This window comes from Roseateles sp. GW821-FHT09G03 (assembly GCF_059416045.1).
This window is the reverse complement of sequence record NZ_JBWKOK010000001.1, coordinates 1,362,105-1,379,893: the sequence shown is the minus strand read 5'-3', so window position 1 is coordinate 1,379,893 and position 17,789 is coordinate 1,362,105. Positions and strand designations below refer to the sequence as shown.

14 protein-coding genes are annotated in these 17,789 nt (G+C 68.4%); 7 read left to right on the top strand and 7 right to left on the bottom strand.

Going from position 1 to position 17,789, the window contains the following annotated elements; genetic code table 11:
• Positions 1–73: 73 nt before the first annotated feature.
• Entirely contained in the window at positions 74–1,000 is a 927-nt protein-coding gene (locus AC07OZ_RS06150) for a helix-turn-helix transcriptional regulator (protein WP_495466269.1), read from the bottom strand.
• Between the two features lie 95 nt (positions 1,001–1,095).
• Between AC07OZ_RS06150 and AC07OZ_RS06145 the strand changes: the two genes are divergently transcribed.
• Positions 1,096–3,483 (top strand): hypothetical protein, encoded by a 2,388-nt coding sequence (locus AC07OZ_RS06145; RefSeq protein ID WP_495466268.1) that lies wholly within the window; start codon positions 1,096–1,098, stop codon positions 3,481–3,483.
• Between the two features lie 77 nt (positions 3,484–3,560).
• On the top strand, positions 3,561–5,285 hold the full coding sequence (locus AC07OZ_RS06140; protein ID WP_495466267.1) for an ATP-binding protein: 1,725 nt from the start codon (positions 3,561–3,563) through the stop codon (positions 5,283–5,285).
• Between the two features lie 3 nt (positions 5,286–5,288).
• On the opposite strand, the gene AC07OZ_RS06135 is transcribed toward AC07OZ_RS06140, so the two are convergent.
• Positions 5,289–7,514 (bottom strand): TonB-dependent siderophore receptor, encoded by a 2,226-nt coding sequence (locus AC07OZ_RS06135; RefSeq protein ID WP_495466266.1) that lies wholly within the window; start codon positions 7,512–7,514, stop codon positions 5,289–5,291.
• Positions 7,515–7,781: 267 nt separating this feature from the next.
• Positions 7,782–8,384, bottom strand: coding sequence for a cysteine dioxygenase family protein (locus tag AC07OZ_RS06130; protein WP_495466265.1), 603 nt, complete (start codon positions 8,382–8,384; stop codon positions 7,782–7,784).
• A gap of 153 nt (positions 8,385–8,537) precedes the next feature.
• Between AC07OZ_RS06130 and AC07OZ_RS06125 the strand changes: the two genes are divergently transcribed.
• Positions 8,538–9,623, top strand: coding sequence for an LLM class flavin-dependent oxidoreductase (locus AC07OZ_RS06125; protein ID WP_495466264.1), 1,086 nt, complete (start codon positions 8,538–8,540; stop codon positions 9,621–9,623).
• Between the two features lie 49 nt (positions 9,624–9,672).
• Positions 9,673–10,683 (top strand): ABC transporter substrate-binding protein, encoded by a 1,011-nt coding sequence (locus AC07OZ_RS06120; RefSeq protein WP_495466263.1) that lies wholly within the window; start codon positions 9,673–9,675, stop codon positions 10,681–10,683.
• A 37-nt stretch (positions 10,684–10,720) separates the two neighbouring features.
• Here AC07OZ_RS06120 and AC07OZ_RS06115 read toward each other — a convergent pair whose 3' ends face one another.
• Both AC07OZ_RS06115 and AC07OZ_RS06110 read right to left on the bottom strand, forming a co-directional pair.
• Positions 10,721–12,157: an MFS transporter gene (locus AC07OZ_RS06115; RefSeq protein WP_495466262.1), complete on the bottom strand. Its 1,437-nt coding sequence runs from the start codon at positions 12,155–12,157 to the stop codon at positions 10,721–10,723.
• A gap of 23 nt (positions 12,158–12,180) precedes the next feature.
• A complete protein-coding gene (locus tag AC07OZ_RS06110) occupies positions 12,181–12,654 on the bottom strand; it encodes a nuclear transport factor 2 family protein (protein ID WP_495466261.1) in 474 nt (157 codons plus the stop codon).
• 282 nt (positions 12,655–12,936) lie between these two features.
• Between AC07OZ_RS06110 and AC07OZ_RS06105 the strand changes: the two genes are divergently transcribed.
• A complete protein-coding gene (locus AC07OZ_RS06105; protein WP_495466260.1) occupies positions 12,937–13,557 on the top strand; it encodes a TetR/AcrR family transcriptional regulator in 621 nt (206 codons plus the stop codon).
• Positions 13,558–13,599: 42 nt separating this feature from the next.
• Here AC07OZ_RS06105 and AC07OZ_RS06100 read toward each other — a convergent pair whose 3' ends face one another.
• Entirely contained in the window at positions 13,600–14,292 is a 693-nt protein-coding gene (locus AC07OZ_RS06100) for an aspartate/glutamate racemase family protein (RefSeq protein ID WP_495466259.1), read from the bottom strand.
• 128 nt (positions 14,293–14,420) lie between these two features.
• Here AC07OZ_RS06100 and AC07OZ_RS06095 point away from each other — a divergent pair, with 128 nt between their 5' ends.
• Entirely contained in the window at positions 14,421–15,005 is a 585-nt protein-coding gene (locus AC07OZ_RS06095; protein ID WP_495466258.1) for a hypothetical protein, read from the top strand.
• A 45-nt stretch (positions 15,006–15,050) separates the two neighbouring features.
• Entirely contained in the window at positions 15,051–15,383 is a 333-nt protein-coding gene (locus AC07OZ_RS06090; RefSeq protein ID WP_495466257.1) for a hypothetical protein, read from the top strand.
• A gap of 185 nt (positions 15,384–15,568) precedes the next feature.
• Here AC07OZ_RS06090 and AC07OZ_RS06085 read toward each other — a convergent pair whose 3' ends face one another.
• Positions 15,569–17,704, bottom strand: a complete 2,136-nt coding sequence (locus AC07OZ_RS06085) for a TonB-dependent siderophore receptor (protein ID WP_495466256.1) — start codon at positions 17,702–17,704, stop codon at positions 15,569–15,571.
• Between the last annotated feature and the right edge of the window lie 85 nt (positions 17,705–17,789).

The following is a 17,789-nucleotide window of genomic DNA, read 5'->3' as shown; positions in this document are numbered from 1 at the left end:
TACATAAAGAGACCGTGAAATCCCGAAGTTGGATTACGTGTCGATGGTTCAAGGGACAGGGGAGGGGCTGGAATCAGCGCGCTGAGGTCACGATTTCGGGCGATCGATGTAGTTTTGCTTCAAGTCGAAGCGCCCGCGGCGAGCAGCCGAACTCCCGCCGGAACGCGCGGTTGAAGTTCGACAAGTCCGCCCAGCCGCTGTCGTAGGCCACGTCGGTCACGGGCTGGCGGGTATCGCGCAGCAGCCGCAGCGCGTGCATCAGGCGCTGACGCATCAGGTACTGGTGCGGCGTCACGCCGATGGATTGGCGGAACACGCGCAGCAGGTGGAAGGGGCTGAGCCCCGCGACCTGCGCGACCTCGTCGAGCGAGATCGCCTCGGCGCTGCGGGTCTCGATGCAATGGGCCGCCGCGCGGGCGCGCTCGTCCTGGCGGGGCAAGGGTGCGGGCGCTTCGCCGTCGCCCAGCGCGCGGCGCACCTGGCCCACGATGGCCAGCATCGCCTCTTCGAGCGCGAAGCCTTCCTCGCCGCCGTCGTCCAACCCACGGAAGAGCCCGGCCACGCGCGGCAGCGGCGGCAGGCAGGCATGCGTGAAGCGCCCGGCGGCGTCGGCCAGACGCGTCGCGCTCCGCGTGCCGCCGCCGAGCGCCGCCAGCGTCCCGTCGAGCATCTCCGCCGACATCGACAGCACCGTGCAGTCGTCGCCGGTGCCGTCGCTGTCCTCGTGCGAGCACGCATAACCGTCGCCGGCGTTGCCCAGCATCAGCCAGCCGGGGCCGAGCACGGCGCCGCCGGTGCGCGTCCGGTAGGTGAAGCGGCCGCGGTCCACCAGCGTGATCGAAAAACGCTGGTGTTCTTCGTCGACCGGTCGCTCGCCCCGGGCCGCGCGGCACTGGCAGTGCATCAGGCGCAGGCCGGATCCCGACTGCAGTGGGCGATAGCGGCGGTCGGCAGCGACGGCCGCGACGGCATCGGCGAGGGCAGGGCGGGACATCGGCATGGGTGAATGCTAAGGACGGTCCGCTCCAGGGACTGTCAGCAGGCATCGCAGTTTTTGCCAAGTTTTCTCGGGGCGCGATCCCTAGGCTGACCGGCATGAAACACCTCACCACGCCCGCCATCGCCGCCATCGCCACCATCGCCACGTCAGGCAGCGCGATGTTCTTCGTCGCCGCACCGGCGCAGGCCGCCGATCACCTCGACACGCCCACCGTCATCGCCGATCCCGCTGCCGACATCGGCGACCTCTACGCCTGGACCTCCGCCGACGGCAAGCGGCTGAACCTCGTCATGGACATCGTCGGCAAGCGCTTCTCCGACCAGGTGCAGTACGTCTTCCACGTCGACAGCGGCCAACGCTTCGGCGCCACGACCGTCGGCACGCGGCTGCTCTGCCAGTTCGATGCCGCCGGCATCGTCCACTGCTGGGCCGGGCGCGAGGACGGCGTGCAGGGCGACGCTGGCTCGCCGACGGGCTTGTCCAGCCGGGAAGGTCGCCTGCGCGTCTTCGCCGGCCAGCGGGACGATCCCTACTTCAACAACGTCCGCGGCACGCGCGCCGCGCTCAACACCGCCGCGGACGCCGTCCGCGCGGGTCAGGCGCCGAAGGACGCCAGCGGCTTCCACCACTTCGACGAGAAGACCCTGAAGCGCATCGGCGAACTGTGGGGCCAGACCGAGGGTGGCCCGGCGCGGAACTTCCTCGCCGGGTGGACGACCTCGGCGCTGGTCGTGTCGGTGGATCTCGGGCTCGTGAATGCGGGTGGACCGATGCTGGCGGTCTGGGGGCGCACGGAGCGCAGGCAGACCGCGCCGGACGCCGGTCCGCCGCCGCCCGGCGCGCCCATCGACCGCATGGGCCGCGCGCTGACCGGCAACGCGCTGCTGGCCACGATCGGCACGGACGAGGCGGCGAACGCGTTGAAGGAGGCCTACAACCGCGCGGGTCCCGCCAACTGGCAGGACTTCGCCGCCGAGATCGGCCGCAACCTCGCGCTGTACGACGGCTTCGACGGCGTGGCCGGCAACCAGTGGCTGGCGGAGGCGAAGGACACGTTCCCGAATCGCTATCGACGTCTGGCCGAATGGCTGGCCGACGACCGGCTCTGGGTGGACAGCCGGCAGACGCGTTGCGAGGTCTACCTGGCGGTGGAACGACGCGCCGCCGGGGCGGCGATCCCGCCGGACTGCGGCGGCCGGACGCCGCTGGTCAACGTCAATGCGGTGTTCCGTTCGATGCTGATCCGAGGCACGCCGGACATCGCCGACGACGGCGTCACCCACGACGATCGCACGCCCTCGACCGTGGCGTTCCCGTTCCTCGCCGCGCCGGTGAATCCTGTCGCACGCGCGGCATCGGCTGAGACGTCGTCGTCGGCATTGACGCCGCCACCGCCACCGTCAGCAACGGCAACGGCAACGGCAACGACAGTGGCAACGACAACGGCAACGGCAACGGCAACGACGCCAACCGCATCCACGACGCAGGGCGCAATTGCGCTGGCCAACCTCGATCATCTGATCGGGCAGCAAGGGGCCGATCCGTCGGCGTTGGAGCTGTCGCTGATGCGCCTGCAGTTCCTGGCCGACTACCGCGTGCTCGACCGCGCGGCCGAGGTCGCGGCAGGCGTTGCCAGCGGGGCCGTTCGCAACATGGCGGGCGGTCTGCAGCAGGCTCGTGCGCTGGTGACCCTGCATCGTTTCCAGCAGGCCGAGGCAGCCCTTGACGCCGTCCGCGCCACGCCGATCCAGCGCGCGCCCTTGCTGGTCGCCACCGGGCGCGCGGGTCAGGTCTTGCCTGTGCTGAGGGCCGAGGCGATGCGCCGACCGGACTTCGCCAACCTCAGCGCGCTGGCCCGCGCCGAGGCCGCCGACGGCCGACTCGAAGAGGCCGATCGCCACTACGCCCAGGCGTTGACGGCGCTGGACACGACCTGGCCCTTTCCCGCTGCGGCCATTGCCTTCGCGCGAGGCCAGATGTGGTCGGAGCAGGGCGGCGACGCCGCGCGCGGCGCGGTCTTCTACGAAGAGGCGCTGCGCCTGCTGCCCGACTACGCGGCGGCCGGCATCCATCTGGCGGAGCTGGATCTGGCCCGTGGCGACGAGGCCTCGGCGCAGGCGCGGCTGACGCGCGTCGTCCAGAACGCCGACGAGCCTGAAGCCCTCGCGCTGCTCGGCGAGATCCACCTCCGCCAGGGCAGGACATCGCTCGGCCGCGAGGAGATCGCCCGCGCGAAGCACCGCTACGAGGCGCTGCTCGCCCGTCATCCGCAGGCGTTCGCCGATCACGCCGCCGAGTTCTACCTCGGCGCCGGCCGCGATCCGCGGCGTGCCTGGACCTTGGCACAGGCCAACCTGCGCGAACGTCCGACGCGGCGCGCCCATCTGCTCGCGATCCGCGCGGCCGAGGTGCTCGGCAGGAAGCGCGAGGCCGAGTCGCTGCGCGCCCGGATGGACTCGCGCCACGCATTGCGGGGGGCCTGAGCGCCGTCGGCGGCGGACCCGGCTGCGATACTTCGCCGACCCCTTCGCTCCGGAAGGGCCCAGCTGCATCGCCCGCCATGACCGACGACCTGCGCCAGCCTTCCGATCGCCCCGCCGTGGGGGCGACCTCCGAGGCAACTTCCAAGGCAACTTCCGAGGCGACCTCCGAGCGAATCCCCGACGCGCCGGCGCAGCGCCAGCCCGACGATCTGGCCCAGTTCCAGACGCTGTTCGAGCGCATGGACGAGGGCTACTGCGTCATCGAGTTCATCGACGGCCCGCACGGTCCGCTGAGCGACTACGTGCACGTGCTCGCCAACCCGGCCTATGCGGCCAACGCGGGCATCCCGGACGTCGTCGGCCAGAAGGTGCGCGAGATGGTGCCGGACGAGGCCGGCGCCTGGGTCGAGATCTACCGCCATGTCCTGCTGACCGGCGTGCCGGTGCGCTTCGAGCGCGAACTCGAACGGACCGGGCGCTACCTGGAGCTCTCCGCCTTCCGCATCGATCCGGTCGAGCGCCGCCAGGTGGCCGTGCTGTTCCAGGACGTCACGCGGCGCCATCGCGCCGACCAGGCCTTGCGCGAGCTCAACGACACGCTCGAGCGCCGCGTGGAGGAAGAGGTCGCCCAGCGCCTGCGCACCGAGGAGGCGCTGCGGCAGGCCCAGAAGATGGAGGCCGTCGGGCAACTGACCGGCGGCATCGCGCACGACTTCAACAACATGCTGGCGGTGGTGGTGAGTTCGCTCGACCTGCTGGCGCGCAAGTTCCTGAAGGACGACCCGCTGGCCATGCGCTACGTCGACGCCGCGCGCAACGGCACGCAGCGGGCGGCGCAGCTGACGCAACGGCTGCTCGCGTTCTCGCGCCAGCAGCCGCTGCGGCCCGAGGCGCTCAACGCCAACCGGCTGGTGGCGGGCATGTCCGACCTGCTGCGCCACTCGATCGGCGGCGCCATCGCGCTGGAGGCGGTGCAGGCCGGCGGCCTGTGGCGCACGCACGCCGACCCCAACCAGCTGGAGAGCGCGATCCTCAACCTCGCGGTCAACGCGCGCGACGCGATGCCCGACGGCGGGCGTCTGACCATCGAGACCGCGAACGCCCACCTCGACGAGCGCTACGCCGCCGAGCAGATGGGCGTGCTGCCCGGCCAGTACGTGATGGTCGCGGTGACCGACACCGGCAACGGGATGACGCCGGACGTGCTGGCCCGCGCCTTCGATCCCTTCTTCACGACGAAGGAGGTCGGCCGCGGCACGGGCCTGGGCCTGAGCCAGGTCTACGGCTTCGTCAAGCAGTCGGGCGGCCACGTGAAGATCTACTCCGAGCCCGGCCAGGGCACGACGGTGAAGATCTATCTGCCGCGCCTGCTGAACGATCAGGAGGAAGAGATCGAATCGCAGCGCGTCCCGCTGGCGTCCGCGACGCAGGGGCAGGAGACGGTGCTGGTGGTCGAGGACGAGCCCGCCGTGCGCGCCTCGTCCGTGGACGCGCTGACGGAGCTGGGCTATCGCGTGCTCGAGGCCGACGGCGGCGAGGCGGGCCTGAAGCTGCTCGACGCGCATCCCGAGATCGCGCTGGTCTTCGCCGACGTCGTGATGCCGGGCATGAACGGCCGCAAGCTCGCCGACGAGGCGCGCCGGCGCCGGCCCGGCTTGAAGGTGCTGTTCACGACCGGCTACTCGCGCAACGCGGTGGTGCACAACGGCGTGCTCGATCCCGGCGTGGACCTGCTGGGCAAGCCGTTCACGCTGGATGAACTGGCTGCGGCGGTCCGCGCGGTGCTGGACCGCGCGGACTGAGGCTCAGAACCGGTAGGTCGCGTTGACCGACACCGCACGCGGCGCGCCCCAGCTGTAGGTCGAGTACCAGCTGAAGATCGTGTAGTACTTCTTGTCGAAGAGGTTGGTCACGTTGATCGAGGCGGACAGGTTCTTGTTGAACTCGTAGCTCGCCATCGCGTCGAAGATCCAGTAGCCATCGACGGTGTGCTTCGTCGTGCCGCCGCTGGGCGTGGCGATGTCGCCCCAGGTCTTGTCCTGCCAGCGCGCGCCGCCGCCCACGCGCAGACCGTTCAAGGCCCCGTCCAGCTTGTGCGTGGTGTACAGGCTGAACTGGTTGGCCGGCGTGAGCGTCGTGACGCGAGTGCCTTCCTGCTTGGACACGCTGTGCGTGTAGCCCGCCTGCAGTTGCCAGCTCGGCGTGATCTGGCCGGAGATCTCGAACTCCACGCCCTTGGTCTTGATGCCGTCGGCCGCGCGGTAGGCGATGCCGCCGGTGGGCGTCTTGCCGCCGGTCTCGATCGCGAAGTTGTCCTGCTGCAGCTGGAAGTAGGCGGCCGAGGCGTTCAGGCGGCCGTTCAGCCACGAGGCCTTGGCGCCGGCCTCGTAGTTCTTGCCGCGCAGCGGGTCGAGCGTGCGGCCCGCTTCGTCCTGCGCGGACTGCGGCGTGAAGATGTCGGTGTAGCTCGCGTAGAGGGCGTATTCCCGGGTCAGGTCCCAGACCGCGCCGACGTAGGGCACGAACACGCCGGACTCGTCCAAGCCCTGCGCCTTGTTGCGATACGCGGACCAGCGGCCGCCGGTGATCAGCTTCAGGTCGGCGGGCAGGTTCCAGCGCGCGGCGGCGTAGAGGCCGCGCTCGCGCGTCGTCTCGTCGTTGGTGAAGTCCGGCGTGCCGTGCCACGCCGGCGCGGGCACCTGGCCGTTCCACTGGTAGTAGTTGGGCACGTTGATGTCGTAGCCGTCGGCGACGTAGTAGCCGTCGTTCTTCCATTGCCGGCGGGCCAGGCTGCCGCCCACCACCAGTTCGTGCTTGCGGCCGGCCAAGGAGAAAGGTCCGCTGACGTAGACGTCGGCGGCGTCGCTGGTCGTCTTGCCGATGTACTGGCCGATCCACATCGACACGCCGGCGCCGGTCGCCGGATCGGGGAAGCCCGACGCGCCCGCACCCAGGTTGGCGTCGTAGCCGTTGATCTGGTGGTTCAGCTGCAGCTTGGCGACCCAGCCGCTGTCGAAGTTGTGCTCCAGCGTCGCGAAGCCGGTGCGGGTGTATTGCTCCCAGCGGCTCCAGGTCGCGCCGTTGTTGAAGGCGCGCGGCCGGTCGTTGAACTCGCCGAGCGAATTCAGCAGCGGGATGCCGCCCCAGCTCGACCCCTTGGGCTTGCTGTCGAGGTAGTCGAAGCCGACGGTGAACAGCGTGTCGGGGGTCAGGTCCGCCTCGACGATGCCGTAGAGCACGGTGGTCTTGCGCTCGTAGTGGTCGACCTGCGTCTGCCGGTCGGTGTAGGCGGCGACGCCGCGCGCGCGCAGGCTGCCGCTCTCGTTGAGCGCGCCGCCGGCGTCGACCTCGCCGCGCCAGGTGCCCCAGCTGCCGATGCTGGCCGAGGCGTGGCCGCGGAAGTCGCGCGTGGGTTTCTTGCGGATCAGGTTGATGGTGGCGCCGGGCGAGCCGCTGCCGGTCAGCAGGCCGGTCGCTCCTTTGAGGACTTCGACGCGGTCGTAGATCGAGGTGTCGCTGAGCGTGTTGCCGGCGGAGTAGGACGAGTCGCGCGTCATCGGCACGCCGTCGTACTGGAAGTTCTGGACCGCGAAGCCGCGCGAGTAGTACTCGGTGCGTTCGCTGTCGTAGGTGACGATGCTGATGCCCGGGGTCTGGGCCATCACGTCGTCGATGGAGGTCAGGTTGAAGTCGTCCATCTTCTGGCGCGTGATCACGCTGATGGACTGCGGTGTCTCCTTGGGCGAGAGCACCAGGCGCGTCGCGGTGGCGATCGTGCCGGAGGCGTAGGAGCCGGACTTCTCGGTGATCTCGCCGAGGCGGTTGGCGTTGACGGTGACGGCGGGCAGCGCGACGTCGGCAGTCGCGCCGGAGGCTGCGGACGCTGCAGGTGCGGCGGCGGCAGGCTTGGCTGGCGCATCCTGCGCCAGGGCGGGCGTCGAGATCAGCAGACCGGCGCCGGACAGGGCGGCAGCGAGCAAGGGCAGAGCGGGGCGGGACAAGCCGCGCGAGGACCGGAGCGAGGTGGACATGGCAGGACGTCTCCTGCCGTGGCCCTCGGCGAAGGGGGCATCACGTCGGCCTGCGCCGCGGAGATCTAGGTGAGGAGGGTGGACATGGTCGAGCGGACCGCGAGTTGTTGATAATAATTCTCAATTGAGAAGATTCTCATTTGAGTTCATCGCGTATTCGCACAAGACCACGTCCAGTCGCACGAATGCGACGGTGAATGGCCCCGGTCGGACTCCCTCTCCCGTTTGCGGGAGAGGGGTGGGGGTGAGGGCCAGCGGCCTCGGCAGTCAGGCCAGCGCCGAGTACCCCGACACGAAGCGATGCGGCGTGCCATCGGCGTCGTAGGTCGACCGCTCGATGCGGCCGATGTCGGCGCCGTAGACGTGGATGCTGATCGAGACCTGACCCTCGGCCGCGTTGTGGACGCGGTGGATGTCCCCGAGTCGCGGCGAGACCGCCTCGACCTGACCCGGCGACAGCCGCACCGGCGGGCCGTCCGGCACCAGTTCGTGCGGGCCGGTGAAGCGGTAGCCTTGCGAGTCCTCCGCGCCGCGCAGCATGCCGATCAGGCCCCAGACGGTGTGATCGTGGATGGGCGTGGCCTGGCCCGGCCCCCAGACGAAGGACACGATGGAAAAGCGTCCCTGCGGGTCGACGTGCAGCGGGTACTGGCGATAGCGATCGGCGCCTGGCCGCGCATGGCTCGATGGCAGCCAGTCGTCGCGCGCAATGAGCTCCGCGAGCAGCGGACGCAACGCCTTCAGCAGCTCGGACTCGCGCAGCCCCTGGTCGAGCAGATCCTCGGCATGGTCGATGAAATGCGCCAGCGGTGCCGGCACGGCGGATGGCGCGGACGCCGCGTCGCGCGCCTCGACCTCGAGCTGTGGCATGTCGAATCCCCTCATCAGGCGGGTCCAGTGTGGACTCGGCGCGGGCGGCCGTGAATCCTGCAATCCGAGCATGGAAAGTCGGATTCGTTCTTTGCGGGCGGCGGCGTGGGTCTCTACGTTTCGGTCCTGTCAGACCAACGCAGGGCCACCAGCATGAGCATCCAATTCATCGGCATGATCCAGTCGCAGAAGACCTCCGAGATCCACCCGGCCAGCGGCCCGGTGGTCGATCCGGACTACGTGACCGCCTTTGCCCAGGCGCACGAGGCGGCGGGCTTCGACCGCATCCTGGTGCCGCACCACTCGACCGGCCCCAGCGCGCAGCTGACGATCGCCCACGCCGCGGCGCACACCTCGCGCATCGGCTTCCTGCTCGCGCACCGGCCGGGCTTCGTCGCGCCGACGCTGGCGGCGCGGGAGTTGGCGACCTTGGACCAATTCACCGGTGGCCGGCTCGCGGTGCATGTGATCTCCGGCGGCTCGGACGCCGAGCAGCGCCGCGATGGCGACTACCTCGACCACGACCAGCGCTACGAGCGGACCGACGAATACGTCGGCCTGCTGCGGCAGCTGTGGACGAGTGATCAGCCTTTCGACCACGAGGGCACGCACTACCGCTTCGACGGCGGCTTCAGCGAGGTCAAGCCGCGCCAGCAGCCGCACATCCCGGTGTTCTTCGGCGGCGCGTCCGACGCGGCGCTGCCGGTGGCGGGCAAGCATGCGGACGTCTACGCGCTTTGGGGCGAGTCGTTGGAGCAGACCGCCGACCTGACGCGGCGCGTGCGCGCGGAGGCGGCGCGCCATGGACGGAGAATCGGGTTCTCCGTGTCCTTCCGGCCGATCCTCGCGGACACCGAAGAGGCCGCCTGGGCTCGCGCAGAACGCATCCTGGAGGACACCCGCCGCCTGCGCGTCGCCGCGGGCTACAGCCGCGGCGGTCCGCAGCAGAGCGAGGGCGCGCGACGCCTGCTCGCGGCGGCAGAGAAGGGCAGCCGCGTCGACAAGCGGCTGTGGACCGAGATCGCGCGCGAGACCGGCGCGCGCCACAACAGCACCGCGCTGGTCGGCACGCCGGCGCAGGTGGCCGAGGCGCTGCTCGACTACTACGACCTGGGCGTCACGACCTTCCTGATCCGCGGTTTCGATCCGCTCGAGGACGCGATCGACTACGGCCGCGAGCTGATTCCGCGCACACGAGCGTTGGTCGAGCAGCGGCTGGCGCAGCGCCAGGCCGCGTGAACCGGATTCGCCACGCCTTCGCTTTCACCTTCTCCGCTTCGAGGACTGCATGAGTGCCCATTCCCGTGATTCCGACGACTCCGGCGACTCCGGTGATTTCAAGGCATCCCTCGATGCCCAGGGCGCTTCGCGCCGCCGCGCGTTGACGCAAGGCGCCGCGCTCGCGGCGCTGGCGGCCGTGCCCTACGTGCGCTCGGTGCGCGCGCAGGGCCGCGTGGTGGTGAAGGCCGGCGACCAGAAGGGCAACTTGCGCGCGCTGCTGGAAGCGGCGGACGAGCTGCGCCAGCTGCCTTACGACATCCAGTGGAGCGAGTTCCCCGCCGCCGCGCCGCTGGCCGAGGCACTCAATGCGGAGGCGGTCGACTTCGGTCCCATCGGCGATGCGCCGCTGCTGTTCGCGATCGCCGCGGGCACGCGCATCAAGGCCTTTGCCGTGAACCGCTCCGATGCCTACGGCACGGCGGTGCTGGTGCGGCCGGACTCGCCGTTCAAGACGGCGGCCGACCTCAAGGGCAAGTCCATCGGCACGAACCGCGGCTCCATCGGGCACTTCATCGCGCTGAAGGCGCTCGCGTCCGCGGGGCTGAAGCCGGACGACGCGCAGGTCCGCTTTCTGCCGCCGGCCGAGGCGAAGCTCGCATTGACGCAGGGATCGCTCGACGCGTGGGCGACGTGGGAGCCGTACACCGCGCTGGCGGAGACGGCGGGCCACGCGCGCGTGCTGGTCAGCGGGCGAGGGCAGTGGTCGGGATTGAGCTTCCTGGCCGCGACCGACAAGGCGCTCGCCACCAAGCGCGACGCGCTGGCGGACTTGGCGCAGCGCGTGAAGCGCGCGCAGGCCTGGTCCTACCAGCACGTGCCGGAGTTCTCCGCGACCTTGGCGCGCATCATCGGCATCCCCGTCGAGGCCGCGCGCCTGCAGTTCGAGCGCCGCGCCACGCGCTGGATCGCGCTCGACGACCAGGTCCTCGCGGACCAGCAGCGCAGCGCGGATTTCTATCTGCAGGTCGGGCTGCTGAAGCAGCGGCTGGACGTGAGGCCGACCGTCACGCTGGTCTGACCGGCGTCGACAGGACGGGCCAGCGCGCGTTGCCCCTTCAGGTCGGAGCGGGCCTCGCGGCGACTCTGATGCTCGATCTTGAAGCGACGATCGAGAGCACCGCCGACACGGTCAGACTGGCCCCGATGCAGAGCATGGCCACCATCAGCGCGTGGGCCATGGCGCTTGCGTCGGGCGCGGTCCCCGCGACGCTGAAGAACACGCCGCCGATGACCGCCACGCCGAGCGCCGCGCTGATCTGCAAAGCCGAGTTCGTGATGCCGGCGATCATTCCGGAACCGGTCGCCGGGGCGCGATTGATGATGGCGCGGACCAGCGTGGGCAGCGCCCACCCCTGACCGAAGCCCAGAAGTCCGACCGCGACGATCAGCGGAACCTGAGGCGGCATCTGTCCCGGCGAAGCAGCCACAAGGGCGGCCAGGAGCACGCAGCCGGCGACCTCGAGCATCATGCCGATGGCCGGAACGCGCTGGCCGAAGAGCCGGATGGCCAGCGGCGTCGTCAGCGGTCCGATGAGCGCGCCGACGCCGAACGGCAGGAACACCAGCCCCGTCGCCAGGGGGCTCAAGCCGATCGCCGATTGCAAGTAGACGGAGAACACCAGGAAGAAGGCAGAGACGACGTAGAAGAAGAGCACGCCCGTCAGGCCGCTCATCAAGCCGGGCATGCGCACGAGGTCGACGCTGACGAGCGGGACGCCGCCTCGGCGTGCGAAGGCCTTCTCGTATTGCCAGAAGCAGTACCCGGCGAGCGGGCATGCGATCAGCATCGCGCAGGCCCACCAGGGCCAGCCCCGCTCGCGCCCTTCAACCAGGGGAACGATCAGCAGGCCGAGCGTCGCGGCACAGAGCAGTACGCCGATCCGATCGATGGGCGCCGGGCTGTCGCCTCGGACGTCGGGCAGCAACGGCAACCCGAAGATCAGCACCGCGACCACCACCGGCAGGTTGATCAGGAAGATGATCCGCCACTCGAGGTGGAACAGGTCCGTGGAGATCAATGCGCCGCCGAGCGCCTGCGCGGCAACTGCCGCCAGACCGACGGCCGCGCCGTAGAGGCCCAGCGCACGCGCGCGTTCCTCCTCCGGGAACAGGGCGTGGATGGAGGCCAATCCCTGCGGCGCCATCGCCGCGGCGCTCAGGCCTTGCAGCACTCGCCCGACGATGAGCATCGCGGGCGAGGTGGCGAGGCCGCACATCACCGACGTCAGCCCGAAGCCGCTGATGCCGATCAGGAAGATCCTGCGCCGGCCGAAGAGATCGCCCAGCCGTCCTCCGGTGATGAGGAAGACCGCATAGGCGGCGGCATATCCGGAGATCACGAGTTGCAGCTCTGCAGCGCTCGTGTGGAGCGTGCTCTGGATGGAAGGCAGGGCGACGTTCACGATGAAGAAGTCCAGCGGAGGCAAGAACGCCCCCACCAGCAACACCGCGAACGCCGACCACCGGCGCGTGGCGGAGGTCGTCGTTTGCATGGGTTCAGTGGCCGAGGTTCGCGTCAGGCCGGGCGGCCGAAACGTTCTGTTCCCATGATGGGGACCCAGTTCTGGAGCGGCACGGCGTAGTGCATGGTGAAGGTGCGTTCCAGGAAGGCCCAGCGTCCGTCGCGTCGTTGATAGACGTCCCGGTACTGGCCGCTCACCTGCAGCGGACCCTGGTCGACGTCGTAGAAGAGGCAGTCCGCCGCGACCAGGCCGTGGCCGCTGTCGCCGTCCACCGAGATCAGCGCATTCGCCATCCAGTGATGCATGTGGGGCATGCGCTTCATGTTGACGCTGGCTTGCGCCAGGATGGCTTCGAGCCCGTGGGCGTTGCCGTTCGCGCCAAGGAGCAGTCGCGACTCGGGATGCCACAGGGTCGCCAGCAGCTCCTCGTTCATGGTGTCGAACGCCTCGGCGTAGTTGGCAATCAGTGCATCGATGGCGAAACGGCTCTCGATGGCATCAAGGCGGGCTTCAAGTGCTTTGGACATGGCGTGTTCCGATTTGAATACCGAGTGGTACATAAATAAGGGAAAAAAAACGAGGTCGTCTGAACACCTCGCGCTACTCTGATTTACATATCGAGTGGTACAAATATACGGGAGTGCTGAAGGCCGTGTCAACGACCTCGGGCGTGGTGCGTGGTGCGTGGTGCGTGGTCGATCGGGCGAAGCCGGAGGAGGGCGGCCCGGGACGCGGGCGCATGAAGGGTCGCGCCTTGTCCGATGTTTTTGTATCGATTAGTATGTATCTTTGGACTGTCGGAGATCTTCATGGCTCAGCGGGGCCGACCACGCACCTTCGACCGCGATGCGGCACTCACCTCGGCGATGCACCTGTTCTGGGAACACGGCTTCGACTCGACGTCCTTGTCGCAGTTGAAGGCGGCGATGGGGGCGGGGATCTCCGCGCCCAGCTTCTATGCCGCCTTCGAGTCCAAGGAGGCGCTGTACAAGGAGGCCCTGGATCGATACATGGTGCTCTACGGCAACCTGACCCGCAGCCTCCACGACACGGCTATCCCGCCGCGGGAGGGCGTGTTCCTCGCGCTGCAGCGGTCGGCCAGGATGCAGACGGAGAGCGGGCACCCCAAGGGCTGCATGGTCGCGTTGGGCGTCATGGGCGCCAGTTCGTCGGGCAACGAGGCCATCGGCCAATGGCTGCGCGACGTGCGCAGTCGCACCCGTGCCGGATTCCGATCCTGTGTGGAGCGGGGCATCAAGAGCGGGGAACTGCGCGAGGCCACGGATCCGACGTCGCTGGCGGTCGCGTTCGACTGCTTCTTCCAGGGGCTGTCGGTGCTCGCCCGCGATCGCGTCCGGGTCGCTTCCATCGAGAAGGCCGTGGTCGAAGCGATGGGGATGTGGGATGCCGCCCTGCGCCCGGCACGCTGAACTGCCCCCTTCGCCGACGACTCCGCTGTCCCGCGACCTCGGCTAGGGCGCCAGCGCCAGCTCGATCGCCGACTCGCAATGGACGAGTGTCGTATCGAAGACCGGCACGGACACGTTGCCGGCGTTGAGCAGCATGCCGACCTCGGTGCAGCCGAGGATCATGCAATCGGCGCCCTGATCAACCAGCGTGCGCGCGACGTCTTCGAACCTGGCGCGGCTGTCGCTCGTCGCGATGTCCTTGCAGAGCTCATCGTAGATGATGCGATGCACGTCCGCGCGATCGTCAATGCCGGGAATCAGGGGCTGGAGCCCGGTCGCCTTCAGGCGATCCACGTAGAACGTCTGTTCCATCGTGAACGCCGTCGCGATCAGTCCGGGTGTCTTGAGCCCTGAGGCCCTGATCCGATCGGCCGTGGCGTCCGCGATGTGCAGCAGGGGAATGCCGATGCCGCCCATCAGCTGGTCGGCCAGCTTGTGCATCGTGTTCGTGGCCAGGACGATGAAGTCGACGCCGCCGCGTTCCAAGGCCTTGGCCTCCGCGTTCAGGATGTCGCCGGCTTCTTCCCAGCGGCCTGCGGCTTGCAGCCGCTCGATCCTCGCGAAATCGAGGGACCGGATGAGCAGCTCCGGGGAATGCAGGCCGCCGAGACGCCGGCGCGTGATCTCGCACAACTGGCGGTAGTAGATCTGCGTCGAGGCCGCTGACATGCCGCCGAGGATTCCAATGAGCTTCATGACGTCCGGATCGATGGTTGCTGAGGTTGGTCGGAGATCAGCGTAGCACCCGGACTCAGTAAGGCTACTTGGCAATGCGTGCAATCTACTAGTTGGTAGATAATGCGGTCAAGCCACGAGGATTCCCCATGACCGGCATCCGAGCACTTCCATCGACGCCCTACGTTCCGTCCACCGCCGTTAGGACCAGCAGCAACGCGCTGGCGAGCGCGACTGCAGCCGCGGCTGACTTCCCGACCGTGATGCGGGATCACCACAAGAAGCTGATGTCGCCGACGGAGCCAGCCAAGGCGCCCCCCAAGCCGGAGCCGGACCTGCTCGCGACGATGTCTCGCCGGCCGGACATCGAAGCGATGATCGAACGGCAGCATGCGGCCAGGAAGGCGTCGTTGTGCGCCAAGGGTTCGGCCGTCGTGCGAGGCGATGAAGACGATGCCGAGCTCTGCGACGAGCACCACGAAGATCCGCCCGCGTGGCGAGTGGATCCCTGTGGGAACGGTCTTGTCCATGGCGCGCCAGTCGACTGCTCTCATAGACCATTGGCGCCACCGGTGGCGCCGGTCACGAACCTTGTCGTGTGGTATCCGTTCGAAGCCGCGCGAACCGTCACGTCAACAGTGCGCGCTCAGCCGCGGCGCAGACGCAGACCGGCTTCAACCGATCAGCATCGTGCTGATCTGCAGCAGGCAGAGGTGGATGGCGACGGGGCGTGACTGCGGCGCCTCGGCGCGTCGTGCGGGTGGATACTGCGAGCCCACATGGCGCCTGTTCCGTTCCCCATCCAGATCTCCCGGTTCGTCGACGATCACCAGCCGGGCTTCGTCGAGTGCGTGCTGATCGACGCATTCGGGAAGGCGCATGTTTTCATCGAGAAGGTGCCCGTCGTCACGACGGAGAACCTTCTGCCGACAAGCACGTATCCGACCGCGGGCACCCTCGACTGCGAAATCGTTGCCGAGTGGACTGACGACAGCGGACGGGCGCTGATGCGGATCGACACCGAACGACCGTGGGGCGTCGAGTCCACCGAAGGACTGACGCAGTTCGTCGTGGCGGGATTTGACCTTCGCCTGGGTGGAGGATCCAGCTGACTGCCGAGTCCGCCGGCCCTCACCCCCGCCCTCTCCCGCAAGCGGGAGAGGGAGTGAGAGTGCACCGAGCTGACCTGATGGCTCTCGTGCTTGCGGGAGAAGGTGGAGGCCCTCGGTCGGACTCCCTCTCCCGCTTGCGGGAGAGGGTTGGGGTGAGGGCCAGCAGCCTCACGCAAGAACTGTCCTCAAAGCTCGATCTTCGCGTTCACCCCCAGCGTCCTCGGCGCTCCGACAAACGTGTAGCCCGACGCCAGGAACCCCCAGTAGTTGCGGTTGAACACGTTGTCCACGCCCGCGCGCAGCGTCACCGGGTGGTGGGCGACGCTGGTCTGGTAGCTCACGCCCAGGTTCACCAGCGAGTAGCTCGGCAGCCGGTACTTGTTGTTGGCGTCCGCGGTGAGGCCGTCGAAGTAGTGCACCTCGGCGTTCGCGCTCAAGCCGTCAACACCTGGCACCTTCTGAGTGACGCCGACTGACGCCTGCCACTTCGGGATGCCTTCCAGGCGGTTGCCTTCCAGACTCGGATCGGTGCGGCGATAGGTGCCCGTCGTGTACGCGGCGCTCGCGGTCACGCGCGTGCCCGTGTCCACGTTGACGTAGCCGTTGAGCTCCGCCCCGCGCAGCCGCACCTGACCGTTGGAGACGTAGTAGTTCTGCGCGTTCGCGTACTCCGCGCCGCGGTCGATCTCGAACAGCGCGGCGGTCGCGCCCCAGCCGCGGCCGTCGTGCTTGGCGCCCACCTCGTACTGTTTGCTCTTCAGCGGCGCCAGCACCTCGTCGGCATTCGCGTAGGTCGTGCCGACCGTGCTGCCTTGCTCCAGCGCCTCGACGTAGCTCGCATACACCAGCGTGTCCGCGCGCGGACGGAACATCACCGCCACCGTCGGCGTGACCGGCGTCTTCTTGTACTGGTTGGTCACCGCGCCCGCGGTGTTGTACGAGGTCTGGTCGTAGTCCGAGTAGCGCAACCCGAGCAGCACCGACCACCGGTCCGAAAACGCCACCGTGTCGCTGGCGAAGACCGCCTTCTGCGCCGAGTGGTAGTTGTGATACTGCAGCGAGTCGTCGTAGCTGCCGTTCCACGGCAGCGGCGTGATCGGCTGGTAGAGGTTCTCGTCGCCGATCGGCGTGTACAGCGACTTCGGCACCGTCTGCTTGTTCAAGCCCTGCCACGCCAGACCCGCCGTGACCTGGTGCTGGAGGCCGACCGTCGTGAAGCTGCCTTCGAGCAGCGCCTGCGCCTGCTCGTAGGTCGCTGCGCCTTGCGCCTTGTTCAGGTAGACCGTGTAGTCGCCGGCCTCGTTGAGCAGGCCCATCCACTGGCCCGAATAGCGGCGGCGGTCCTGGCTGCGGCTGACGTCGAGCTTCGCGGTCCACGTCGGATCGATCTTCCACTGCAGGCCCGTGGACACGAAGAACACGTTGGAGTTGAAGAAGGTCGTGTCGTGCGCATTCAGGTCCTTGCGGCCGCTCGGCGCCTTCGGGATCTGCGTGCCGGTGAAGTCGTCCAGGAAGAAGTCCTGCACGCCGCCCTGGACCCGTCGCGATTGGTAGATCGCGTCCGCCGTCCACGTCAGCGACGAGGTGAGTCGCGTGTCCACCGACACCGAGCCCGAATTGCGCTGCACATGTGCGCCGTTGTAGGTCTCGCCCTGCTCGTGCGTGAGGTTCAAGCGATAGCCGTAGCGATCATCGGCGCCGACACGGCCGCCCGCGTCGACGTGCTCGCTGAACACGCCGTCCGAGCGGTAGCCCACGTCGAAGCTCAGCAGCGGCTTGTCCGTCGGCTTCTTCGTGATGAAGTTGATGATGCCGCCCGGCGCGCCGAAGCCGTACATGAAGCCGGAGGAGCCCTTGAGCAGCTGCACCGATTCGAAGGTCTCGATCGGCAGCTCGACCGTGGTCATGAAGAACGGCAGGCCGTTGATCTTGTAGCCGTTGTAGTCGTCCAGCGGAATGCCGCGCACGTTGATCGAATACGCGTTGAACGAGTAGGTGTCACCCAGCGACATCACCGACGCATCGTTGGCGAAGACCTTGCCCAGCGACTTCACCTGGCGCGCATCGAGGTCCTCCGCATCGACCTGGCGGACGGAGAAGGGCGTCTCCAGTTCAGACCTGGCACCGAGCGCGCCAGCGCCCAGCGAGCGCTCCCGCGTGCGCGAGCCCTGCACTGTCACCGTGGACAGCGCCGTGCTCGTGCTGGCGGCGGCTTCGGGCGAGTTCTGCGTGCTTCCTCCGGCGTCCGCATTGGACTGGGCCGAGGCCGCGCCGGCCGTGCCCGCCAGCAAGGTGGCGACGGCGAGGGAAACTGCTTTCAAATTGGGTTGCATTATTCTCTGGCGTTAGTAAGACGTGAATATGTGCGATTACTGCAAAATGCATTGCGGCTCACGTTTCACTCTA